This window comes from Devosia alba (genome assembly GCF_039938915.1).
GTDB classification, from domain to species: Bacteria; Pseudomonadota; Alphaproteobacteria; order Rhizobiales; family Devosiaceae; genus Devosia; species Devosia alba.
The window spans coordinates 9,722-33,135 of record NZ_JBDUUI010000006.1; the positions used below are offsets into that span (position 1 = coordinate 9,722).

The following is a 23,414-nucleotide window of genomic DNA, read 5'->3' on the forward strand; positions in this document are numbered from 1 at the left end:
ATCCCGGCGTCGCGCGTCGGTAGCAGTACGGCGCCCGGGCGGCGCTATAGGATGCGCGTAGCGTCCTCGACAGCTTCCTGGTCGGTGCCGGGTACGCCCTCATTGCCTTCGGCGCGGTCACGATACAGCGCGGCGCGCGCCAGCAGCATCAGCGTCACCGGCGTGGTCACGGAGATGAAGATGAAGATCAGGATTTCGTGCAGCACGGGTCGACCCGACGCCACCGAAAAATACAGCGACGAGCCGGCCAGCAACAGTCCTGCCCCCAGGCTGGTGCCGAGCGTGGGCGTGTGAACGCGCTGATAGAAGGTGGAAAAACGGGCCAGCCCGATGGTGCCGATCAAGGTAATGGCGGCACCGGCCAGCACCAGCACGGCAACCAGCACGGCCGCCCATTCCGGCAAGCTCGACGCATCAATCATTCGATGACCTCCCCGCGCATCACGAACTTGGCCAGCGCGACGGTGGCGACAAAGCTCAGCAGGCCGATGACCAGGGCCGCCTCGAAATAGAACAGGCTGGTGGTGCGAATACCGATGGTCACCAGCAGCAGCGCCGCGCTGACGTAAAGGCTGTCGACGGCGACCACCCGGTCCTGCGCGCGCGGCCCGCGCAGCAGGCGCCAGCAGGCTATTGCCATGGCCAGGGCCAGCATGATCTGGGCACCGGTGACCGACCAGAAAATAATGACGCCGCTCATTGGAATATCTCCATCAGACGCTGCTCATAATTGGTCTTGAGGGCCGCCGCCCAGACTGCGCCGTCCGGCGTATCGAGCACATGGATCATCACGGTGCCGAGCCGGGAATTGTGGTGAACCCAGGCGCTTCCCGGGGTCGCTGTGACGATGCAGGCCAACACTGCAAGTGCGTTGGGCTCCTTGAGTTCAAGCTGGATGGTCACAAAGACCGAGCGCGGTGGCCGGCTCCGCAGGATCAGTGCAATCACCGCGATATTGGACGCCACCACGTCAATGACCACCCGCCAGAGCAATCGCGCAATGGCGCCAACATTCCGGATTTTCGGCTGGGGAGGCTCGACGGCGGCCACGGCCCAGCAGGCCAGGCTGGCGATGATGACGCCGAGCAGCAACTGCCCCAGGCTGTAACTGCCATCCAGCAGCAGCCACATGCCCAGCATTGCCAGCCAGAGCAGTGGATAGGGCCATAGCCGCTTCATCATGGCACCCCTCCATCCGCGCCGGCCAGCACGCTGCCGAGATAACCGATGGGGACATGCAGATCCTGCGCGGTGGCCTGCATATAGCCCATCGCCGGACCGGCCAGCACTGTCAGCGTCAGGCAGAGGCCGAGCAGCAGCAGCACCGGCAGCATTTCCACCACGCGAATGCGCGGCACCTCGGCATCAAAGGAAATCCAGTAGGTGTTTATGCCGGCGCGCAGCAGGCCGATCATCGCGGCCAGCCCGGAAATGATCAGCAGGGCCACCAGCCACCAGCTGGCCCCCGACACCGCTTCGCTGGCGCCCAGCCCCTCAAGGTTGAGCACCGCGCCAATCATGGCAAACTTGGCCAGGAACCCCGAAAACGGCGGCATGCCCGCCAGCAAGATGGCACAGATGACGAAAGCCATGCCCAGCAGGGCCAGCGTTCGCGGCGTGGCGACGCCGACCTCTTCTTCGGGCTCGCCGTCATCGCCAAAGGCTTCCAGCGTCACCGCCAGCACATCAGCGCCGGCACCGCGCCCGCGTTCCACCAGTTCCACCAGCAGGTAGAAGCACGACAGGGCGAGCGTGGAATTGACCAGATAATACAGGGCGCCAGCAGTCACCCCGGCATTCTCGTAGCCAATCATTGCCAGCAAGGTGCCCGATGACACCAGCACGCTGAACCCGGCCATGCGCGCCATGCCCTGGGAGGACAACACGCCGATGGTGCCGAAGGCGATGGTCGCCATGCCGCCATAGAGCAGCCACTGGCCGCCGAAATGGGCGGAGACGCCGGCCTCCAGACCAAACAGCAGCAGCGAGAGACGCAGGATGATATAGACGCCGACCTTGCTCATGATCGCAAACATCGCGGCGACCGGCGGACTGGCCGCCGCATAGGTGGTGGGCAGCCAGAAGCTCAGCGGCCACATGCCGGCCTTGACCAGAAAGGCGATGCCCAGAATGGCGCCACCGGCTTCGAGCAGCATGCGGCTGTCATCGGGCACCAGGGGAATGCGCAGCGCCAGGTCAGCCATGTTGAGCGTGCCGGTGACCCCGTAGATCAGGCTCACGCCGATCAGGAACAGCGCCGAGGTGACCAGATTGACCGCAACATAGTGCAGCCCGGCCCGAACCCGCAGACTGCCCGAGCCATGCAGCATCAAGCCATAGGACGCGGCCAGCAGCACTTCGAAGAATACGAACAGGTTGAACAGATCGCCGGTGAGGAAGGCGCCGTTGACGCCCATCAGCAGCAGCTGGAACAGGGTGTGGAAGTGTTGCCCGGCGCGCGCCCAGCGCGCACTGGCAAACAGCGCCGCGCTGAGCGCCAGCACCGCGTTGAGCACCACCATCATGGTGGAGAGACGATCGGCCACCAGCACGATGCCAAAGGGCGCCGGCCAGTTGCCGAGCTGATAGGTACTGATGTTGTACCCGCCGGCATTGGTGTCCACCAGCAGGGCCACGGAGGCGGCCAGCAGGACCAGCGTCGCCACGATGCTGATCGTCAGCTTGAGCACATGGTGGCGATCTTCGATCAGCACCAGAATTATCCCCGCCAGCAGCGGCAGGGCAATGGGCAGGATGGTGAGATGGGTCAGCAGGCTATCCAGCATCAGCGCTCGCGCCCATCGACATGGTCGGTGCCGGTCAGCCCGCGCGAGGCCAGCAGCACCACCAGAAACAGGGCCGTCATGGCAAAGCCGATGACAATGGCGGTCAGCACCAGCGCCTGGGGCAAGGGATCGGCATAGGCGCCAAGGTCACTGCTGCCATTGACAATGGAGGCCGCGCCGCTGCGCAGCCGTCCCATGCTGAAGATGAACAGGTTGACGGCATAGGACAGAAGCGACAGCCCGATAATGACCTGAAAGCTGCGCGGGCGCAGGATCAGCCACACGCCCGAGCCGGCCAGCACACCGATACTGATCGCCAGGATCATGGCCATTACCGGGGCTCCCCGCTTTTTTGTGGCGCGACCGGGACCGGGCGCAACCGCGCCGGCTTGGCGCCGCGGATCGACTGGTGGGCAATGGCGATCAGGATCAGCACGGTCGCGCCGACCACCAGTACGAAAACCCCCAGATCAAACAGCAGCGCACTGGCCAGCGGCACTTTGCCGAGCAGCGGCAGGTCCAGATACTGGAAGCTGGAGGTCAGGAAGGGCGCCCCGAACAGCCAGGCGCCCGCGCCGGTCAGCAGGGCGATCAACAGGCCCGCGCCGATCCAGTAGGTGGGCAGGATGCGCAGGCGCTCTTCCACCCAGCGCGTGCCACCCCCCAGATATTGCAGCACGAAGGCAATCGACATGGTGATCCCGGCGATGAACCCGCCCCCCGGCTGGTCATGGCCGCGCAGGAACAGAAACAGCGCCAGCACGATGATCACCGGAAACAGCCAGCGCATGATGACCGAGGGCACAAACAGGAAATTGGAGACGATCGTTCCCTCGGCATCGGCTTCGGAGCTGCGGCCGGCCTCGAATTCGCGCTGGATGCGTTGCTGCTCCGGGCGCTCGATACTGTCGGCGGCGGGACGGAAGCGGCGCAACAGGGCGAAGGTGGTCAGGGCCACGATGGCCAGCACGGTGATTTCGCCCAGCGTGTCAAAGCCCCGGAAATCCACCAAGATGACATTGACCACATTGCGGCCGCCTCCCAGGGCATAGGCGTTGTCGAGGAAGAAGCGGGAGATGGAATCGGGTGCGTCGTGGCTCATCACCGCATAGGCGATCAGCGCGATACCCGTGCCGAAAATAACGGCCAGCACCACGTCGCGCAGGCGGCGAAAACGGGCGCCGCGTGATCGTGCGATGTCGATCCTGGCGGCCTCGTCACGCTTGGGCAACCAGCGCAGGCCGAGCAGGATCAGCACCGTGGTGACGATCTCGACCAGCAATTGGGTCAGCGCCAGATCGGGCGCCGAGAACCAGACAAAGGTGATGCTGGTGGCCAGACCGGCGCCGCCCATCAGCATCAGCGCGACCAGACGGTGGTACTTGGCCTGGATTGCCGCGCCGATGGCACAAATGGTGCCGACCACCCAGACCACCGCCAGCGCGGGATCGGCATCGGCCAGCGACAGGCTGATCGGCCCCAGGCCGGCCATGAGGGGCAGAGCGCCGGCCAGGACGGCAACGCTGATCAGAATGGCCAGCTGCGGCTGCAGCCGGCGCGTGCCGAACACCCGCTCCAGCGCCTTGGCCCATTTCACCGACAACAGGATCAGCAGCCGCTCGAAGACCCGGGGCGCCGCCAATCCGCGGATCAGCGGCGCGCCGTCGATGCCGCGCGCCAGATAGGGTTGCAGCGCCAGATAAAGGACGATGCCGCCCAACAGCGCCGCAAAGCTCATCAGCAACGGGGTGGTGAAACCGTGCCAGACCGACAGGCTGTAATAGGGGGCGTCTGGCCCCAGCACTGACAGCACCGCGCTGCCCAGATAGGGGCCTATGGTAATGCCGGGAATAACCCCGACCAGCAGGCAGATCAGCACCAGAACTTCGATGGGCCGGCGCATCAAGGCGGGCGGCTCATGCGGCACGCGGTCGAGTTCGGTGGGGGGTGGGCCAAAGAACACGCCATGGATGAAGCGCAGCGAATAGGTGACGGCAAACAGGCTCGCCAGCACGGCCACCACCGGCAGCGAGATATTGTAGAACGGGTTGGAATTGCGCAGCGCGGTCTCGGCGAAGAACATTTCCTTGGAGAGGAAGCCGTTCAGCAGGGGCACGCCGGCCATCGCCGCCGCGGCCACCATGGCCAGGGTGGCGGTGAAGGGCAGGAAGCCGAACAGTCCGCTGAGCCGGCGGATGTCGCGTGTCCCGGTTTCGTGGTCGATAATACCGGCGGCCATGAACAGCGAGGCCTTGAAGGTGGCGTGATTGACGATGTGGAAAATCGCCGCCACCAGCGCCAGCGGCGAACTCATGCCGATCAGCGTGGTGATCAGGCCGAGATGGCTGATGGTGGAATAGGCCAGCAGGCCCTTGAGATCGTGTTGGAAAATTGCCGAATAGGCGCCGATCAGCAGGGTGGCCAGGCCGACATAGGTAACGATCCAGAGCCAGGCTGCCGTACCCGACAGCACCGGCCAGAGCAGCACCAGCAGAAACACGCCGGCCTTTACCATGGTCGCCGAGTGCAGATAGGCCGACACGGGCGTCGGCGCCGCCATGGCGCGGGGCAGCCAGAAATGGAACGGAAACTGGGCACTTTTGGTGAAGGCGGCAAACAGTACCAGCAGCAGGAGCGGCAGATAGAGCGGGTGATCGCGGATGGTGTCGTCAGCGGCCAGCACCACATCGAGATCGTAGCTGCCCACGATATGGCCGATCAGCAGCATGCCCACCAGCAGCGCCAGGCCACCGGCGCCCGTGACGATCAGGGCCATGCGGGCGCCATCACGGGCCGTGGAATTATGGTGCCAATAGCCGATCAGGAAGAAGGAGAAGATCCCGGTCAGTTCCCAGAAGATCACCAGCTGGATCAGATTGCCCGACAGCACGATGCCCAGCATGGCGCCCATGAAGGCCAGGAAAAAGGAAAAGAACCGCGGCACCGGGTCCTTGGGCGACATGTAGTAGCGGGCATAGAGGACGACGAGAAAGCCAATCCCGGTCACCATCACCGTGAACAGCCAGGACAGCCCGTTCAGCCGCAACACGATGTTCAGCCCGAGGCTGGGCAACCACGCCAGATCATAGCGGATGATCTGGCCGTCGGCGATCTGGGGATAGCTGGCGATGGCCAGGCCAAAGCCGACCAGCGCAATGGTGCCGGCCAGAAGGGCCGCCGTGGTGCGGGCGCCTGCCTTGAGCAGTCCCGCAGCCAGACTACCGACAAACGGCAGGACGATCAGGACAATAAGAATCGTATCGCCTGCCATCCTGGGGTGCGGTTCCTCGCGTTATCGAATCGGGTATCTGCCTAGACAAAGCATATTGCGCGGCAAGACAACCGGAAATCAACTACGCGGGGCATTTGCTATGGTCTGTCGCGGCCATAGCGCTGGCTGGTCAGGTAATTGCCTGACCCCTGGATGGCGCCCTAGTCGAGTACGGCCTGCAGAAATTCGCGGGTACGCGCTTCGCTGGGGTTGGTAAACAGCTCTTCGGGCGTGCCCTCTTCGCGGATCTGGCCCTGATCGAAGAAGCAGACCCGATCGGAAATTTCTCGGGCGAAGCGCATTTCGTGGGTGACCAGCAGCATGGTCAGGTCATGCTCTTCGGCCAACCGGCCAATGACGGTCAGCACCTCGCCGACCAGTTCGGGATCGAGGGCCGAGGTGGGCTCGTCAAACAGCAGGATGCTGGGGCGCATGGCCAGGGCCCGGGCGATGCCGACCCGTTGCTGCTGGCCGCCCGACAGCTGATGCGGATATTTGTCGGCCTGATCGGACAGGCCGACCAGTTCAAGCAGTTCCAGGCCGCGCTCGCGGGCCGCCGTCTTGCTCAGGCCAAGTACCTTGACCGGTGCTTCGGTGACATTGCGCAGCACGCTCATATGCGGGAACAGATTGAACTGCTGGAACACCATGCCCAACTGCCCGCGCATCTTGCGCAGATGGGCTTCGCTGGCCGGCCGCAGACCGTCGGGACCCTGCTCGTGCCAAAGCGGCTCGCCATTGACGGTGACCATGCCGCCATCGATGCCTTCAAGCGTCATCAGGATGCGCAGCACGGTGGATTTGCCCGAACCGGACGGCCCGATAATGGTGACCTTCTCGCCGCGCTTGACTTCGAAATCGAGTTCGTTGAGCACCGTCAGATCGCCGAAGCGCTTGATGACCTTGTCGAATTTGATGATCGGATTGGTGGTGTCGGTCATTTCAAGGGTATCCCCTGCTTGGGCAGCCAGGCATCGAGCAGGCGGACGCCTGACGATGCAACCAGCGTCATGATGAGATAGAGGCCACCGACCAGCGACAGCGGGATGAGATAGCTGAAGGTGCGATCGCCGACAATTTTGGCGACGTTGAGCATTTCGAGCACGGTGACGACCGAGAGAACCGGGACGTCCTTCATGATCGACACCAGATAATTGCCCATGGCCGGCACGATGCGGGGCACGGCCTGCGGTACCACGATATGGGTAAACGTCCGCGCGGCCGTCAGGTTGAGGGCCCGCGCTGCCTCGTGCTGATCCTTGGGCACCGCTTCCAGACCCGCACGATACACCTCGGACGTGTAGGCGCTGTACTGGATGCCCAGGGCCAGGGCCCCGGTCATGAAGGCGGGCAGCACGATGCCGTATTCGGGCAGCACGTAGTAGAGAAAGAACAACTGCACCAGCAATGGCGTGTCGCGGATGAATTCGGTGATGAGGGTCGCCGGCCAGGAGATCCAGCGCGAGGGCGCGCTTTTGAGAATGGCAAACACCAGTCCCAGCACCAGCGCGACGAAAAAGCCGAGCACGGCAGCCTGAATGGTGACCCACATGCCGATCAGCAGGATCGGCATGATGGAGATGGCGAAGGCGAGCGGGCTGGAAAGGTCCCAGGCATATCCGAACAACATGGGCTAGCCTCCCACCGTGCGCCAGCGCGTCACATAGCGCTCGAGCAGTCGCATCGCGGCGGTGACCACCAGCGCCATGCCAAAATAGGTGAACAGCAGCATGGAGTAGATCGTCGTGCTGTCCTGGGTGAAATTGCGGATCTGCTCGGCGCGGAAGGTCAGGTCGCCCAGGCTGATCAGCGACACCAGCGCGGTGTCCTTGAGGTTCTGTACCGCCAGATTGCCGAAGGACGGCATCATCTCGGGAATGGCCTGCGGAATGGTGATGTTGAACAGGGTCTGGCGTGCGGAAAAGTTCAGCGCCCGCGCCGCTTCGTGCTGATCGCTATGGACCGCCTGGATGGCGCCGCGCACAACTTCAGCGCCATAGGCACCAATGTTGAGGCCCAAAGCCAGCACGCCGGCGATCACCGGCGGCAAGCGCAGGTCGATGCCTATCGCCGCGCCGGCCAGTGGCAGCGCGAAATAGAGCCAGAACAGTTGCACCAGCAGTGAGGTGCCGCGAAACACTTCGATATAGGCGACCGAGACGCCCTTGATGATCCAGTTGTGCGACAGCTTGCCGATGCCGGCGGCGAAGGCGAGCACGGTACCGAGCACGGTGGAGTAGAGCGTGAGCTGGACCGTGACCCAGGCACCCTCCATCAGCGGCGCAATATAATCTGTCCAATGCATGTGGAGATCCCTGCCGAGCGGCGTTGCAACACGACTTGGGCGGGCGCCGGAGCACCCGCCCAAAACTTTGTCAATTTGCGCAGTTTACTTGGCGCAGAGTTCTTCGGTGGTACGCTGGCCCGAGCCATCAATGTCAGACTGCGCGAAACCGTAGCCCGACAGGGTTTCGGCCCATTCGGGCGTCTGCTTGAATTCGGCGAGGGCCTCATTGACAGCATCGCGCAGTTCCTCATTGCCACTGGCAAAGGTGAAACCGCCCCAGCTACGCACCGCCACGCCGTCAATCACGGGGTCAGTGAAGTCGCCGGCCAGTTCGACGCCATCGCCCTGGTCTGCCAGACCGCTGGCGGTCAGGCTGGTAGCAGCATAGGCGTCTGCGCGGCCGGTGGCGACCGTGGAAATGGCGTCGGCATTGGCCGCAATGGTCACCATGTTGGCGTCGGCAACACCGAGCTTCTGCAGCATTTCCAGCTGATCGGCGCCGGCCATGATGGCCACCTTGTAGTCGGCATTGTCGGCGAAATCGCTATAGGCGTGGATGCCCTTGGGATTGCCCTCAGCCACCAGCAGGCCTTCGCCATAGGAGCTGTTGGGCTCCGAGAACAGCACCTGATCGCAGCGATCGGGCAGGATCGCCATTTCGGCGGCAACCATGTCGAAGCGATCAGCCTTCAGGCCGGGGATCAGCGAGGAGAAATTGGTGGTGACCCACTCGATATTCTCAACGCCCAGCTGTTCCATCAGCGCCTTGGCGACGTCTGGGCCGGCGCCCAGGGCCTCGCCATTCGGATCGACATAGCCATAGGGAATCTCGTTGGCCACGGCGATGCGGATGGTGCCCGATTCCTTGATCTCTGCGAGCGTGGCAGCGCTGACGGCCGTGGAGGCCATTGCGGACACGGCGATGGCAGACAGCGCCATCAGTGCAGTTGTTCCGAATTTCGTCATTGTGTTGCTCCTCGTTGATTTGGGCAGGTAAACCGGCTGCAGCCCAGAAATTTCAGCCGGCAAGGTGTCAGGCGGCGGCGTGCAGTTTCTCGCGCTGCGCCGGGGCCCAATTCTCGATCAGGCCCTTGTGCAGGGCCTTGATGGTTGCTTCGAAATCGACCTGCTCGACCACGACCTGCAGATCCACCTTGCGGATCAGGTCGTGCACGCCGAGCGGCTCGATGCTGGCATCGGCCAGCGCCTTGATGGCCTGCATCAGCACGGCGGTGCCGCTGAGGTCACGGCCAATGGCCGAGACGATCGACACCTTGCGCAGGCTGATTTCGGCGTTGGGAAAGGCCGCTGCAAGATCGCTTTCGACCCGGCGGATGGCCTTCATCGACCCCTTGAGAAAATGGGTGATGGTGTTGGCATTGGAGGTCTTGGAGATGATCCAGACGCTGTGGCGCTTGAGCGCATCGAGAATGCCGACGTCATAGCCTTTGACCCCCACCATGTCCTGATCGTAAAATTCGAAGGCAAAGACATTCTTCAGCCCGGTGACGATCTCGACCTGGGGGGCCCGGGCGCGCAGATCGGAACGGATCAGCGTGCCGGCATGCTCGGGGTCAAAGGCGTTCTTGACGCGCAGCGGAATGTCGGCCTGGCGCAGGCTCTTGGCAGCGCGAGGGTGGATGGCTTCCATGCCCATATTGGACAGCTGATCGGCCACGTCATAATTGGTTTCGCCAATCACCCGCACCACATCCACGCCAACCACCCGTGGGTCTGACGAGGACAGGTGGAACTCCTTGTGGATGATGGCTTCGCTGGCGCCGGTAACCACGGCCACGCGCGACAGGGTCACCTCGCTATAGCCGCGATCATAGGTGCCCATCAGGATTTCGCTGCACTGGGCATAGCCCGATACGATGGGCAGTTCGCTGCCCAGGTCGATATCGGCAAAGGCCCGGGTGATCACCTCGTCGAGCGGCAGATGGGTGTCGTCGCGCCAGCCGGTCAGATCAACGAAGCGTGCGGTGACGCCGTGCATGTTGAGCAGCATGGCCGTATTGAAAGCCGATTGCGCCTCCCCCAGCGAAGCGAGCATCTCGCGCACGGTGAGCAGGTGCTGCTGCAGCTGGAAATGGCCGAACGAGCACAGCCGCGACAGGTCAATCAGACAGGAGCGCACGCCTTCGACACGTTCCTGGGCAAAGCGGTTGGCGGTCTGGCGGGCGCCTTCATCGCTGAAAATCTCGGCGTTCTGGGCATACATCTGCTCGGCCACCGCGTTGAGGGCATTGCCCCAGCTCCAGCCGCCTTCGGCATTGGCGAACAGGGCATAGACGCCCGGCTCGCCCGATTTCTTGTGCTCGAGCAGGCTGTCGGTCATCCCGGCATAGGCCGAGACGACAAAGATGCGATTGTAGAGTTCGGCACCCCGGCGTTTGCCGATCAGCACCGTGTCGAGCAGTTCTGCGGTGCGCGACATCGAGGTGCCGCCGATTTTTTCGACCGTATGGCCGCTATGTGGTTCCGTCATGTCGTCTCCGGTGCTTCCCTGGACCAGCCAGGGAGGCGATGCCTTGGGGTAAAAATTCGGGGCGGCCGGCCTAGACGAGTTTGCCACCCTCGATCTCGATGGGCGCCTCGGGGTCGCGCGAGCTGAGGAAAGCCGGGCGCGGCTTGTTGGCGGCAAATGGCGCCACCACGCGATTGGACCAGGCGTTGTAGACAAAGAAGGCGTTCGAGCGCGGGAACGGGGTGATGTTGCCGTTCGAGCCATGGATGGTGTTGCAGTCAAACAGCACCACCGTGCCGGCCCGGCCCGCGGCGTAGTCGACGCCGAATTTCCCGGCCAGTTTGGACAGGCTCTCCTGCGAGGGCACCCCGATTTCCTGCTTTTTCAGCGAGGTCTTGTGGTTGTCCTCGGGGGTTTCGCCGGCACAGGCGATAAAGGTCTGGTGCGAGCCCGGCATCAGCATGAGCGGGCCGTTGAGCGCATCATTGTCGGTCAGAAGGATCGAGGCCGAGATGGCGCGCATGCGCGGCATGCCGTCCTCGGCGTGCCAGGTCTCGAAATCGGAGTGCCAGTAGAATTCCTTGCCGGTGAAGCCCGGCTTGTAGTTCAGGCGCGACTGGTGGAGATAGACATCGTCGCCCAGCAGATAGCTGACCCGGCCGGCCACCCGCTTGTCACGGGCGAGGCGGTCAAACAGGGCGTTCTGCTCGTCGAGCCGGAACACCGTGCGCACTTCGGCCGAATTGGGTTCGGTGATGACGTTTTCGGGCGCCAGCCCGGCATCGCCCGAGCGCATCCGGGCAGATTCGGCCTGCAGCGCCTCGATCTCGCTGGCGGAAAACACGCCCTTGAGCACGAGGTAGCCGTTCTTTTCAAACGACTGGGTTTCGGCGCGGGTGAGCGGCGCCTCGGGTGACCACTTGCCCCAGACCGTGGGGTCCTTGCGCTCAAGCCATTGTTCCTGTGGCAAGCGGGTGGGGTAGTCGTCCTGGGCAACGGGATTGGAAGCGGGCATTGTCATGTCATTTCCCTTCGATTGGAGGATGAAAAGGGACGCGACTAGGCGTCTTCGGGCACGGGGGCGTAGGAGCCATCTTCGCGATGGACCTCGGTGCCGGTCACCGGCGGGTTGAAGCAGCAGGCCATGACCAGTTCGCTGCGTGCGGTCAGGCGGTGCCTGTCGTGCTGGTCGAGCGCATACATCACGCCGGGGCGGATCTGGTGAACCTTGCCGGTGTCGAGCTCCTCGATGCTGCCCTCGCCGGACACGCAATAAACGCTCTCGAAGTGATGCTTGTAGTGGAACACGTGGCTGGTGTTGGCGTGGATGCGGGTGATGTGAAAGCTGAAGCCCATGGCGTCGCCGGCCAGCAACAGGCGGGTGCTGTCCCAGCCATTGGCCTTGACCAGGCGTTCGCCCGTGCGGGCTGTTTCAAGATCTCTGACGATCATGGTAAAATCCTTGGTTATTCGGCAGCAGCGCGGCGGGTGCCCATGGCCGATTCAAACGCGGCTTCAAGGGTGTCGAGGCCGGCGGCAAGCTGCTGCCTGGAGATGGTGAGGGGCGCCAGAACCTTGACGATTTCGTCAAAGCTGCCCGAGGTTTCGATGATCAGGCCATTGGCAAAGCAGGTCTTGCAGATGGCGGCGGCGTGTTCGCTGCTGCCGGCATCAACGCCCAGCATCATGCCGCGGCCCTTGACCGACAGGTCATGTTCTTCGGCAATGGCGCCCAGGCGATCAGCCAGATAGTCGGCCTTGCCGGCCACCTCGGTGGCGAAGCGGTCATTGCTCCAGAATTTCTCAATGGCAGCGGCAGCGGTGATGAAGGCGTGGTTATTGCCGCGGAAGGTGCCGTTATGCTCGGCGGGCTTCCAGATATCGTGCTCGGGCTTGATCAGCGTCACCGCCAGCGGCAGGCCCATGCCCGACAGCGACTTGGCCATGGTGATCAGATCGGGCGACAGGCCCATGCCGTCAAACGAGAAGAAGCCGCTGGTGCGGCCGCAGCCGGCCTGGATATCGTCGATGATGAACAGCGCGCCGTGCTTGCGGGCAATCGCCTCGATCTGGCGCAGCCATGCGGCGGAAGCCGCATTGAGGCCGCCCTCGCCCTGCACCGTCTCGACGATGATGGCGGCCGGCGCATCGACGCCGCTGGAGGGGTCCGACAGCTGACGCTCGAGCAGGTCGGCGGTGTTGATGTCGGGGCCGTAATAGCCATCAAAGGCGGCGCGGGTCACGCCGGACAGGGGGGTCGAGGCGCCCTGGCGATGCTTGCCATTGCCGGTCGCCGCCAGGGCGCCCAGCGTGACGCCATGAAAGCCATTGGTGAAGGAGATGACATTGGTGCGGCCGGTCACCTTGCGCGCCAGTTTCAGCGCCGCCTCAACGGCGTTGGCGCCGGTCGGGCCGGTGAACTGGACATGATACTTCATGTCGCGTGGCTTGAGGATGTGCTCCTCGAAACTGGCCAGGAAGTGCTCCTTGGCGTCGGTGAACATGTCCAGGCCATGGGCAATGCCGTCGGCCGAAATATACTCGATGAGCGCCGCCTTGAGGTCGCGATCATTGTGGCCGTAATTGAGGGTCGAGCAGCCGGCCAGAAAGTCGGTATAGGGCTTGCCATTGGTGTCGTAGATGGTGGCGCCGACCGCCTTGTCGAACATTTTCGGAAAGCTGCGCGAATAGGAGCGGACGCGGCTTTCAACGCGGTCAAAGGTGGCCAGTGGCGAAATTGTTTTGGTCAAGGTCATAGAGCAGGTCTCCCAGGCGGGTGTCGGTCAAATATGTGCAGGTCGGGTCAGGCAGCGCTGAGGCTGTCGACGCGATCCCGATGAATTGGTCCAATGGTGACGCCGAGTTCGCTGGCATGCTGCCCGGCAAAGTGGGCTGCCCGATCGAAGCGTTCGGCCCGCTGCAACGGCGCATCGAGCTTGCGGGCCACCGCCGTGAACAGCGCCCAGGACGCCGCATTGTCCTGGGTGATGGTGCAGGCAATATGCCGGATATGGGCATTGTCCGGACGCGCCAGAACCTCGCCGATCAACTGCCCGGCCAGGCCCCGGCCCCGTGCCGCGTCACTGACGCAGATTTGCCAGACAAACAGCGTGTCGGGCTGCATGGGCGGAATGTAGCCCGACATCCAGCCCACCAGTTCGCCATCTGTTTCAGCAAGGGCGCAGGTGGCCGAGAAGTCGCTGCACTGCAGCAGATTGGCATAGAGCGAATTGCCGTCGAGCGCCGGCGTGGCCGCGATCAGCGCCCAGACCCGGGGACCATCGGTTCCCAGCGGGGCACGCAGCCGGATTGCGGGGTTCCCGGACGCGTCTGTCAGACGCCGACCAGGACTATTCACAGTGGTGTTCCCTTCAATCATGTGGCATGTATTTAGCTTGTGAGAACTAAATGTCAACACGACGCTATGCGATGGACCGCGCTCCGAAACGGCATTAATAGGCCGTAACCCGCACATTTCCTCGTATTTCTCGATGGAAATCGCTTCGCAGATTATTTTATCCACCGGAGGCACATGGCGGGATATGGCAAATTACTTTGTCGTATCTAAGCAAAACTCGACAAGGGTGATCGTCTATTGTGCTTGGGTTCACGCGGCAGCGGCGCTAGGATAACAAAGAGGATCGACATGGGTGCCGCGGTGCAGAATCGTACAAAAATTGCCTTGACGGCCATGCGCAAAATTCTGCGCACCACCGAGCTCAACAGCAAGCGCCTGATGCGGGAGACGGGCCTGACGCCCTCGCAACTGATTTTCCTGCAGATGTTGGAGGATGAGCGCGAGCAGACGGCCGGCTATGTGGCGGGCCGCATGGGCATCACCCAGGCCACCACCACCGCCTTGCTGCAAAAGCTCGAAGCGCGGGGGATGATCCAGCGCCGCAAGGGGGAGGCCGACCGGCGCCAGGTCTGGCTCTCCCTGACCGATGCCGGGCACAAGGTGTTGCAGATCGCGCCGGACGGCGCCCATGCGCGCTTCCAGGAGGAATTCGGGGCACTCGAGGATTGGGAGCAGGCCATGCTGGTCGCCGCGCTGGAGCGGGTGGCTGCGATGCTGGGCAATGACGAACAGGGCGTCGCCGCCGTGCTGGACGCCACCGCCGTGCTCTCCAGTGACTAGCTGTTCAGTCCCGGCCTTTTGAGCGTCCGGGTTGCCGGATCATCGCGCGGGCACGCCCGCCAGAAACTTGTCCCCGCCCCGCTAGCCTGCCCCATACTGTGTCCGTTCCCGCCATTCACGCGGCCCCGACGCAGGGCCGGGCGGGAAGACCGTGGGATGGGGGCGCCTGTCCAGTGGGGTTGGAAACTCGGCAGCCGGGCCTGCAATACTGGTACCGCCTGAACCGGACCCTGCAGCAAAGCGGCTCGTGACGGGCGGCCTTTGGGCCCTTTATCTGTTTCGGAAGGTTCGATGGCCGTCCGTCACCCCGTGTCACCGCGACGCCGCAAGGCCGGGCGGCGCTGAGTCGTGTGGCGAACAGTTTCGCCGGCTGTCGGCAAAAGACGCCCCGTTGTTCGAACCCGGCTGTCCCGCTTGTCCCCGCCCCTCGTTCCAGCCGGATACTTCGTGCAAAGGAGAACCCCAATGGATCACACACCCCGCCTCACACTGCCATTCATCATGCCGGGCCAGGCGCAAAAGCACATCACGCACAATGAGGCCATCCAGACGCTCGACGCGCTGGTGCAGCCCACTGTGGAAAGCCGCACGCTGGCCACGCCCCCGGCCACCCCGATGGCCGGAGAAGCCTGGATCGTACCCGCTGGCGCAACGGGCGCCTGGTCTGGCCACAGCAATGAGATCGCCGCCTTCCAGTCGGGCGCCTGGAGCTTTCTTGATCCGGCTGCCGGCTGGCAGGTGTATGACCGTTCCGACCAGACCCAGATGGTGTTTGATGCCGGCGCCTGGACCCCGTTGGTGTCGCTCGGCGCCGCCCTGCCGCAGCTCGGCATCAATACCAGCGCCGACACCACCAATCGCCTTGCGGTCGCATCGGCGGCCAGCCTGCTCAGCCATGCCGGCAATGGTCATCAGGTAAAAATCAACAAGGCCGCGCCCGGTGACACCGCCAGCCTGCTCTATCAGACCAACTGGTCCGGCCGCGCCGAAATGGGTCTGGCCGGCGATGATCACTGGCGCCTCAAGGTCAGCCCCGATGGCGTCACCTGGATCGATGCGATTACCGTCAATGCGGCCACTGGCGCCGCGACCGTTGCTGCCAGCATCCAGCCCGCCACCGACAACGCCATGACGCTGGGCGGCCCCGGCGCGCGCTGGTCAACCCTGTGGGCGGCTACCGGCACCATCCAGACCTCCGACGCGCGTCTGAAAACCGACATCGGCGTCTGCGATCTCGGGCTTGATTTCATTCTGTCGCTGGCCCCGGTGCGCTATCGCTGGCGCGTCGGTGGCCAGGCGGCGGGCGCGAGCCTTCCCGGGCGGCGCACCCATTATGGCCTCCTGGCGCAGGACGTGGAGGCGGCCCTCGCCGGCAGGGATTTCGCCGGCCACATCCTGGCCGACCCCACCGATCCCGACAGCGAACAGGGCCTGCGCTACGATGCCTTCATCGCCCCCCTGATCGCGGCAGTGCATGAGCTGGCCCGCCGGGTGAAAGCACTGGAGAGTAATTGAGATCGCCGCCCGGTCGAAAGCTCCCCCGACAACGCTGTCGTGCGCCGGGGCGCTCCGGCCCGGCTGGCCCCGATACAGGGTGAGCGCGATAAATTTTGCCGCCCGGCTGGCGCGGCGCAATTCTCCCCGCTAGTTTGACGCACGTACGTCTGGGAGGAATACGCGCATGAGCGGCAAGCGCTTGGGGATCGGCTTTATCGGCGCCGGCAATATTTCGTCGGCCTATCTGCGGGCCATCACCGGCCATGAAACCATGGCCGGCTTTCCGGTCCTCGATATCAGGGGGCTGGCCGATATGCGCCCCGAGGCGTCGCAGGCCCGCGCCACCGAATTCGGCCTGAGCGCGATGAGCATCGACGAGATGCTGGCCAGCCCCGACATCCAGCTGATCGTCAACCTGACCATCCCCCGCGCCCATGTCGAGGTCGGCCTGCGCTGTCTGGCCGCCGGCAAGCACGTCTATTCGGAAAAGCCGCTTGGCATCAATTATGCGGAGGGGCGCCAGCTGCTCGACGCGGCCAACCGGGCTGGCCTGCGCATCGGCTCGGCACCCGATACCTTCCTGGGCGGCTCGCACCAGCAGGCGCGCAGCGTGGTCGATAGCGGGGCGCTCGGCCAGCTGGTCGGCGGCACCGCCTTCTTTCAGTGCCCGGGCCACGAAAGCTGGCACCCCGATCCGGCCTTCTACTACGATATCGGCGGCGGCCCGGTGCTCGACATGGGTCCCTATTATATCACCGACCTGGTCAACCTGCTCGGCCCGGTGGCGCGCGTCTCGGCCATGAGTTCGCGCCTGCGCGCCCAGCGCCCCGTCACCTCCGAGCCCCGGAAGGGCGAGATCATGGACGTCAGGATCGACACCCATGTCACCGGCGCGCTGGGCTTTGCCAATGGGGCCATCGTGCAGGTCGGGCTCAGCTTCGATGTTGCCGCGCACAAGCATGTGCCGCTCGAACTCTATGGCACCGAGGCCAGCCTGATCGTTCCCGATCCCAATTTCTTCGGCGGCGATGTGGAACTGCGCAAGCGCGGCAAGGGCGAGGACTGGACCCCGGTCCCGGTGACCCAGCCCTATGCCGATGGCAATTATCGCTCGCTCGGCGTCGCCGACATGGCGCACGGCATTCTCGACAATCGCCCGCATCGCGCCAATGGCGATCTGGCCCTGCATGTGCTCGAAGTCATGGAGGCCTTCGAAACCGCCTCGCGCGATGGCCGCACCATCGATATCAAGACCCCCGTCGCGCGTCCCGAGCCACTGGCAAGCTCGCTGCGCAACGGCGTGCTGGGCTGAGCCATGCTCCGGGGTGACAGCATGGCGCGTGCCGGGGTAAGCACACGGCAATGTCCCGTCACACCCGGACCACCATGACCGCGCAATTGCCCACCATTGTCAGCTTCTGGCATGGCCCGATGAGCTGGCTCGAGGCCCTCTCGATCGCCTCCTTCCGCCGCCATGGCCACGCCGTGGAGGTCTATTCATTCGACCCCATTGCGGGCCTGCCACCCGGCGCCATCGCGCGCGACGCCGCCGAGGTGCTGCCACGCGACAAGCTGGTATTCTACAAAGGCAAGGGCACGCCCGGCGTGTTTTCCGATTATTTCCGCATGATGGTGCTGCGGCAGGGTCGCGGCATCTATGCCGATCTCGACGTCTATTGCGTCCGCCCCATAGAAGGCCCGCCCGATTATCTGATGGCCTATGAGCGGCCCGGCTCGATCAACGGCGCGGTGCTGCATATCCCGGCCGATGCCCCGCTGCTCGACGATCTGCTGTCGATTTTCACCGACACCGAGCGCCCGCTGCTGGAGCCGCATCTGCCGCTGTTCCGGCGTCTCGAAGTCGCCGCTAGGCGCCTGCTGGGCGAAAAAATCGCGCCCGAAGACATGCAATATGGCGCCACCGGCCCGATGGCCCTGACCCATTATATGGCACAGCACGGGCTCGAGCATCTGGTGCGGCCCAGCACGGCGCTCTACCCCATCCCCTATGAAGGTATTCCCGCCCTGATGCTGGCGGGCTCCAGCATTGATGGCGCGATTGCCCCGGACACCCTGGCCGTCCATCTCTGGCGCAGCCAGCTGACCCGCCGCGGCCGCGCCGACCTGCCGCTGCCCGAACCCGGTAGTGCGCTCTGGACCCTGTGCGAGCGCGAGGGCATTGAACTCGATCAGCGCTAGCTGAGCCGCAGCAGCTTTTTCCACCAGCGCCGCCAGCGGTGCCGGGCGAAGCGATAGAACAGTTCATTGGTCATCACGTGCCGATAGAACCGGGCATGGGCGCTGGAGTGCAGGATGCCCGACAGCACCCCCCAGGGCTTGGCTTTGCGCGTGTAGTGCAGAATGGCCGGGTTCATCCCCTCATGGGCGGCATGGGCGTCGATGGTATTCCAGCGCCATGGCAGGGCCAGCCAGTTATTGTGAAAGATCAGGTTGAGCATGTCCTGGTCGTAATACAGCCGGCTCATGATGCCGCGCGCCGCCAGCTCCGTGACCTGCGCTCTGATATCGATGGCGCGCCACGCCACCAGATCGATCAGCAGCATGCCGGAGTTGAAATAGGGGTCGGCATATTCGAACAGATCCCGGTTCTGCACCATGTCGCGCTTGCCCATGATGAAGGGATCCACCGAGTCGCGTACGGCCGCCAGCGGGAAGCCTGCCAGATCGGTGTCATACAGCGTCTCGATCGGGTCGCGCACCATCATGTCGCAATCGAGATAGATCACCCGCTCGACGTGTTCGGGCAGGAGGCTGCCGAGCAGCAGGCGGCCATAGACCACCTTGGGCCATTGCGTGCTGGTGGGCAGGTCGCGGACGACGTGTTCGAATTCTGCATTGTCGGAGAGATTGTACCAGACGAGGCTGGCGCCGAATTCGGTGGTGATCGCGCCAAGGTCGGCCATATGCTGCTCGGTCAGCGGCAGATGCAGCAGATGAAACACTATATCGGCCCGCCGTCGGCTGCTCAGACAGATCGAACGCATCAGCGCATAGGCTGGCGCCCAGAAATTGTCGTCAAAGGTCAGGGCGATGTGGATCGGCGTGCCAGTCAAGCGGTCTCTCCCTGTGCCAGGGGCGCGGGTTGCGCCAATGCCGCGATCAGCGCCAGAATCACCGCATAGACCACGGTCTGGGTCAGGATGCCGAACATCGCATTGGTCAGCCCCATGCTCAGATAGCCCACACTGGCCGTGGCACCCAGATAGAGCGCAGCCTGTCGGTTCTGCCCCCGCGTCGCCAGCGCCCCGGCCAGCGGCGCCGCCAGCAGCAGGCCATAGCTGATCAATCCCAGCACGCCGCCGATCACCGCAAAATCGGCCAGATCGCTATGCAAATGCCCGGAGGGTGGATAGCCCGGTCCCGGGGGCGCAAACGGCGCGGCGCTGATCGTATAGTCGATCATGCCATAGCCAAACCAGGGCGAGGCCCAGAAGGCGTTCCAGGCGGTCTGATACATGAAAAGCCGCTCCCCGATCGCGCCGTCAGTGGGGCCGCCCGTCACCAGCGCCATGGCAGCCTCGCCCAGCCCCCCAAGCCGTCCGCCCAGCCCCAGGCCGATCATGGCGGTGCCGGCCACCGCAATCAGCAGGACCACCCCAGCAATGGCCGTCATGGCCTGCCTGCGCGACAGCGTCATCACGGCCAGAACAGTTGCGGCCACAACCAGCATCGGCACAAAGGCCACCAATGGCCCGCGCGAACCGGTGAACCACACCGCGGTCAGGGCCAGCACCGGCCCCAGCAGGAACACGAAGCGCACCCGGCGCCGGTCCAGCATGCCCACCAGCGCCACAAAGCCAAGCATCAGCGACAGATCGCCCAGATGGATGGGATTGTTGACCAGATACCCGCCGCGTTCCAGCTGCAGCACCAGCGCACCATAGGCGGCAATTGCGGCCCCAGCAGCCGCGCCGGCCAGGGCAAGACTGGCGATCACCAACGGCGTCAGCCGCGCTCCCAGCCAGGTCAGCAAACCGGCATGCGGGCCCGCCAGCCAGAGCGGCGCCAGCACCATGATCATGGCGATATGCAGCGGCGAAGACGCGGTAAACCCGAGCGCCACGAGCAGCACGACGCCCGCCGCCGCCGATAGCACAATGGCCGGCTGCCGCAATACCAGCCGCGCTGACGGCACCAGCGCCAGCAGCACCAGCCCCACCCCCATCAGCCCCAGCGTCGCAATATTTGCAACTTCAGGGGTCGGCGTTGGCAAGGTCAGCCCGGCGAACAAGGCCGCCCAGGCAAGCATGAAAACCAGTTTGGGCAGCACGTTCATCGACCCCGGCACAATTTGGCCGGACAATGTCGTTTCGCCACCGGGGCGTCAACTGCCCAACGTCACGCATCCGCGCTCGATTGGTCCAGATGGCGGCGCTATTTTCTTCAGTCAGGCTACCGCGCGACGTCGGCGCAACAGATTTCGGCCAGAGGCAGTTGACAGCAAAACCAAATTGTAACAAATGAAGTTACATGAAACGATCCAGCCGCCTGTCACTCGCCCTGCATGCTTTGGTGCATCTGCACCTGCAACCCGATACTGCCATGACTTCGGCCACGCTGGCCCAATGCCTGATGACCAATGCGGTGGTGGTCCGCCGTGTGCTGGGCGAACTGCGCGAGGCTGGGATTGTCGGCGCCACCAAAGGCCATGACGGAGGGTGGCGTCTGCTGCGGCCTGCCGATCAGCTGAGCCTGCAGGCCATCTATGTCGCCATGGGCGAGAGCCTGCTGATCCGCACCGAAAGCGATCCAGGAGATCAGCAATGCGGCATTGTGCGTGCCGTCGATACGGTCATGGGCGAGTTTCTGGCCGACGCCGAAGCGCTGCTGGCCGCCCGACTGGCCCGCGTCTCACTGGCCGATATAGTCCACCAGGCCACCCCCCATCCCCTCGGTCCTACGCCCGGAGTTTTATCCCATGGATGATGTTGTTATCATTGGCGGCAGCTTTGCCGGCCTGTCCGCCGCCCTGCAATTGGGCCGCGCGCGGCGCAAGGTCACTGTGCTCGACACCGGCCTGCCGCGCAACCGCTTTGCCGGCCATTCGCACGGCCTGCTCGGCCATGATCACCGGCCGCCTGCTGACATTCTGCACCTTGCCCGGCAGCAACTGGCCCGTTACCCCACGGTCAGGCTGGTCGCTTCGGGTGCCACCACGGCCAGCGGCACGCTCGACGATTTTGCCGTCCACACTGGTGCTGGTGACACGCTGCAGGCGCGTCGCCTGCTGCTCAGTTACGGCGTCACCGACCAGTTTCCCAGTCTGCCCGGCTTCGCCGAATGCTGGGGCAAAACGGTCGTACCCTGCCCCTATTGCGATGGTTTTGAAGTGGCCGACCAGCATTGGGGCCTGATCTATTCGGGCCTCCATTCGCTGCACATGGTCATGCTCTATGGCGATTGGACCAACCGGTTGACCCTGTTCGCTGATGGCCACCCTGTCGATGCCGAGGCCCGTGCCGATCTGGCCCGTCGCAATGTTGCGCTGGTCGAGGGCAAGGTCAGTGCCATCAATCATCGGCACGGCCGCATCGCCGCTGTCGAGCTGGATGATGGCAGGCAAATCGCGCTCGATGTGCTGTTCGCCCACCCCCGCAATCGCCCTTCGGCCGATTTGCACAGTCCACTGGGCCTGGAGCTGAGCGAGGGCCCGTTCGGCATTGCGCTCACCATCGATGATCGACGCCAGACCAGTCTCCCCGGCGTCTATGCGGCGGGTGATCTGGCCAATCCGATGGCCAGCGTGACCCTGGCGGTGGCGCATGGCGCCATGGCCGGCGTTTTTGCGCAGCAATCCATGCTGGTTTAGCCCCGATCGCGTATCGTCAGCAGTTGCCATCAGTTTAGAATGGTTCTAGAAAACTGCCAACTTCCTTCGGTAGATGGCACCTCATGTTCTCTCTCCTGCCCGACAATCGCCGCGCTTTTTCGTCTTTATCCGAACGCGAAATCCTTGCTCTGGCGATTGCCGGCGAGGAGGAGGACGGGCGCATTTATGCCGAGTTCGCGACTCGGCTGGCCGCCATCTATCCCGGCTCTGCCGCTCTGTTTGAAGGCATGGCTGCGGAGGAGAACGAACACCGCCGCCGCCTGCTCGATCTCTATGTCGCCCGCTTCGGGGATCATCTGGTACCAATCCGACGCGAACATGTGCGCGGCTTTCTCAGCCGCAAGCCGCTCTGGCTGATGAAGACCATGACACTTGAGGCGGTGCGCCAGCAGGCCTGGGAGATGGAGGAAAGCGCCTACCGCTTCTATCTGGCTGCCGCCGACCAGGCCACAGACGTCGCCATCCGCAAGCTGCTTGGCGATCTGGCCGAGCAGGAGCGCAAACACGCCCAGGCAGCCGACCGCATTGATGCTGACGTGCTCGGCGAGGACGGTCGCGACACCGAAAAGAGCGAAGCGCACCGCCAGTTCGTGCTGACTTATGTCCAGCCTGGCCTGGCCGGGCTGATGGATGGCTCGGTTTCCACCCTGGCGCCGGTGTTTGCGGCGGCCATGGCCACGGGCGATACGCACCAGACCTTCCTGGTGGGCCTGGCCGCCGCGGTCGGCGCCGGCATTTCCATGGGTTTTACCGAAGCGGCGTCGGACGATGGCAAGCTGACCGGGCGCGGTTCACCCATCAAGCGCGGCTTGGCCGCCGGTATCATGACTGCCATTGGCGGCCTCGGCCACGCCTTGCCTTATCTCATCGCCGATTTCACCGTTGCCACCACCATTGCCATTGCTGTGGTGCTCATCGAGCTGTGGGCCATCGCCTTCATCCAGAACCGCTACATGCAGACCCCGTTCTGGCGCGCCGCCCTGCAGGTGGTGGTCGGTGGCGCGCTGGTGTTCGCTGCCGGCATCGCCATTGGCATGGCCTAGCTGTTCAGGGCGGCGACGAGAAAGGGCGGCAGCTTCTGCTACCGCCCAGATCAGTCAGGGAGAAAACGGGC

24 protein-coding genes are annotated in these 23,414 nt (G+C 64.0%); 7 read left to right on the forward strand and 17 right to left on the reverse strand.

The features are described 5' to 3' along the window. Positions 1-44: 44 nt before the first annotated feature. The 15 genes from mnhG to ectA form a co-directional block, all read right to left on the reverse strand. Positions 45-422: a monovalent cation/H(+) antiporter subunit G gene (gene mnhG / locus ABFY71_RS10230; RefSeq protein ID WP_347945895.1), complete on the reverse strand. Its 378-nt coding sequence runs from the start codon at positions 420-422 to the stop codon at positions 45-47. Further along, positions 419-700 carry a K+/H+ antiporter subunit F gene (locus ABFY71_RS10235; RefSeq protein WP_347945897.1) on the reverse strand — a complete coding sequence of 94 codons (282 nt, stop codon included), beginning with the start codon at positions 698-700 and terminating at the stop codon, positions 419-421. Before ABFY71_RS10235 ends, mnhG begins: the two co-directional genes overlap by 4 nt. Then, positions 697-1,182, reverse strand: coding sequence for a Na+/H+ antiporter subunit E (locus tag ABFY71_RS10240; protein ID WP_347945898.1), 486 nt, complete (start codon positions 1,180-1,182; stop codon positions 697-699). Before ABFY71_RS10240 ends, ABFY71_RS10235 begins: the two co-directional genes overlap by 4 nt. After that, positions 1,179-2,786 (reverse strand): monovalent cation/H+ antiporter subunit D, encoded by a 1,608-nt coding sequence (locus ABFY71_RS10245; protein WP_347945899.1) that lies wholly within the window; start codon positions 2,784-2,786, stop codon positions 1,179-1,181. Before ABFY71_RS10245 ends, ABFY71_RS10240 begins: the two co-directional genes overlap by 4 nt. Beyond that, complete coding sequence (locus ABFY71_RS10250; protein WP_305579317.1) at positions 2,786-3,118, reverse strand: Na+/H+ antiporter subunit C; 333 nt, start codon at positions 3,116-3,118, stop codon at positions 2,786-2,788. The genes ABFY71_RS10245 and ABFY71_RS10250 overlap by 1 nt, the downstream gene beginning before the upstream one ends. After that, on the reverse strand, positions 3,118-6,057 hold the full coding sequence (locus ABFY71_RS10255; protein WP_347945900.1) for a monovalent cation/H+ antiporter subunit A: 2,940 nt from the start codon (positions 6,055-6,057) through the stop codon (positions 3,118-3,120). Before ABFY71_RS10255 ends, ABFY71_RS10250 begins: the two co-directional genes overlap by 1 nt. A gap of 161 nt (positions 6,058-6,218) precedes the next feature. Next, positions 6,219-6,998 (reverse strand): ectoine/hydroxyectoine ABC transporter ATP-binding protein EhuA, encoded by a 780-nt coding sequence (ehuA, locus tag ABFY71_RS10260; RefSeq protein ID WP_347945901.1) that lies wholly within the window; start codon positions 6,996-6,998, stop codon positions 6,219-6,221. Further along, positions 6,995-7,687: an ectoine/hydroxyectoine ABC transporter permease subunit EhuD gene (gene ehuD / locus ABFY71_RS10265; RefSeq protein ID WP_347945902.1), complete on the reverse strand. Its 693-nt coding sequence runs from the start codon at positions 7,685-7,687 to the stop codon at positions 6,995-6,997. Before ehuD ends, ehuA begins: the two co-directional genes overlap by 4 nt. A 3-nt stretch (positions 7,688-7,690) precedes the next feature. Next, positions 7,691-8,362 (reverse strand): ectoine/hydroxyectoine ABC transporter permease subunit EhuC, encoded by a 672-nt coding sequence (gene ehuC, locus ABFY71_RS10270; RefSeq protein ID WP_347945903.1) that lies wholly within the window; start codon positions 8,360-8,362, stop codon positions 7,691-7,693. Between the two features lie 84 nt (positions 8,363-8,446). Continuing rightward, on the reverse strand, positions 8,447-9,310 hold the full coding sequence (gene ehuB / locus ABFY71_RS10275) for an ectoine/hydroxyectoine ABC transporter substrate-binding protein EhuB (RefSeq protein WP_347945904.1): 864 nt from the start codon (positions 9,308-9,310) through the stop codon (positions 8,447-8,449). Positions 9,311-9,377: 67 nt separating this feature from the next. Beyond that, positions 9,378-10,835, reverse strand: coding sequence for an aspartate kinase (locus tag ABFY71_RS10280; protein ID WP_347945905.1), 1,458 nt, complete (start codon positions 10,833-10,835; stop codon positions 9,378-9,380). Between the two features lie 70 nt (positions 10,836-10,905). Beyond that, complete coding sequence (gene thpD / locus ABFY71_RS10285) at positions 10,906-11,835, reverse strand: ectoine hydroxylase (RefSeq protein WP_347945906.1); 930 nt, start codon at positions 11,833-11,835, stop codon at positions 10,906-10,908. Between the two features lie 38 nt (positions 11,836-11,873). Continuing rightward, positions 11,874-12,266 (reverse strand): ectoine synthase, encoded by a 393-nt coding sequence (locus ABFY71_RS10290; protein WP_305579325.1) that lies wholly within the window; start codon positions 12,264-12,266, stop codon positions 11,874-11,876. Positions 12,267-12,280: 14 nt separating this feature from the next. Further along, positions 12,281-13,570, reverse strand: a complete 1,290-nt coding sequence (ectB, locus tag ABFY71_RS10295; RefSeq protein WP_347945908.1) for a diaminobutyrate--2-oxoglutarate transaminase — start codon at positions 13,568-13,570, stop codon at positions 12,281-12,283. Positions 13,571-13,617: 47 nt separating this feature from the next. Further along, on the reverse strand, positions 13,618-14,172 hold the full coding sequence (gene ectA, locus ABFY71_RS10300) for a diaminobutyrate acetyltransferase (protein ID WP_347945909.1): 555 nt from the start codon (positions 14,170-14,172) through the stop codon (positions 13,618-13,620). A gap of 333 nt (positions 14,173-14,505) precedes the next feature. Between ectA and ABFY71_RS10305 the strand changes: the two genes are divergently transcribed. The 4 genes from ABFY71_RS10305 to ABFY71_RS10320 all read left to right on the forward strand — a co-directional run bounded on the left by ABFY71_RS10305 (position 14,506) and on the right by ABFY71_RS10320 (position 18,648). After that, positions 14,506-14,952 (forward strand): MarR family winged helix-turn-helix transcriptional regulator, encoded by a 447-nt coding sequence (locus tag ABFY71_RS10305; protein ID WP_305579328.1) that lies wholly within the window; start codon positions 14,506-14,508, stop codon positions 14,950-14,952. Positions 14,953-15,417: 465 nt separating this feature from the next. Continuing rightward, positions 15,418-16,467 (forward strand): DUF2793 domain-containing protein, encoded by a 1,050-nt coding sequence (locus tag ABFY71_RS10310; protein ID WP_347945910.1) that lies wholly within the window; start codon positions 15,418-15,420, stop codon positions 16,465-16,467. A gap of 166 nt (positions 16,468-16,633) precedes the next feature. Beyond that, complete coding sequence (locus tag ABFY71_RS10315) at positions 16,634-17,761, forward strand: Gfo/Idh/MocA family protein (RefSeq protein WP_347945911.1); 1,128 nt, start codon at positions 16,634-16,636, stop codon at positions 17,759-17,761. 50 nt (positions 17,762-17,811) lie between these two features. After that, positions 17,812-18,648, forward strand: a complete 837-nt coding sequence (locus ABFY71_RS10320; protein ID WP_347945912.1) for a glycosyltransferase family 32 protein — start codon at positions 17,812-17,814, stop codon at positions 18,646-18,648. Here ABFY71_RS10320 and ABFY71_RS10325 read toward each other — a convergent pair. Both ABFY71_RS10325 and ABFY71_RS10330 read right to left on the reverse strand, forming a co-directional pair. Next, positions 18,645-19,523, reverse strand: a complete 879-nt coding sequence (locus ABFY71_RS10325; RefSeq protein WP_347945913.1) for a glycosyltransferase family 8 protein — start codon at positions 19,521-19,523, stop codon at positions 18,645-18,647. The genes ABFY71_RS10320 and ABFY71_RS10325 overlap by 4 nt on opposite strands. Next, a complete protein-coding gene (locus ABFY71_RS10330; RefSeq protein WP_347945914.1) occupies positions 19,520-20,773 on the reverse strand; it encodes an O-antigen ligase family protein in 1,254 nt (417 codons plus the stop codon). The genes ABFY71_RS10325 and ABFY71_RS10330 overlap by 4 nt, the downstream gene beginning before the upstream one ends. Before the next feature lie 167 nt (positions 20,774-20,940). Here ABFY71_RS10330 and ABFY71_RS10335 point away from each other — a divergent pair, with 167 nt between their 5' ends. The 3 genes from ABFY71_RS10335 to mbfA all read left to right on the forward strand — a co-directional run bounded on the left by ABFY71_RS10335 (position 20,941) and on the right by mbfA (position 23,343). Beyond that, positions 20,941-21,396: an RrF2 family transcriptional regulator gene (locus tag ABFY71_RS10335; RefSeq protein ID WP_347945915.1), complete on the forward strand. Its 456-nt coding sequence runs from the start codon at positions 20,941-20,943 to the stop codon at positions 21,394-21,396. Then, positions 21,389-22,279: an NAD(P)/FAD-dependent oxidoreductase gene (locus ABFY71_RS10340; protein ID WP_347945916.1), complete on the forward strand. Its 891-nt coding sequence runs from the start codon at positions 21,389-21,391 to the stop codon at positions 22,277-22,279. Before ABFY71_RS10335 ends, ABFY71_RS10340 begins: the two co-directional genes overlap by 8 nt. Before the next feature lie 83 nt (positions 22,280-22,362). Further along, positions 22,363-23,343, forward strand: a complete 981-nt coding sequence (gene mbfA / locus ABFY71_RS10345; protein WP_305579336.1) for an iron exporter MbfA — start codon at positions 22,363-22,365, stop codon at positions 23,341-23,343. Positions 23,344-23,414: the final 71 nt, after the last annotated feature.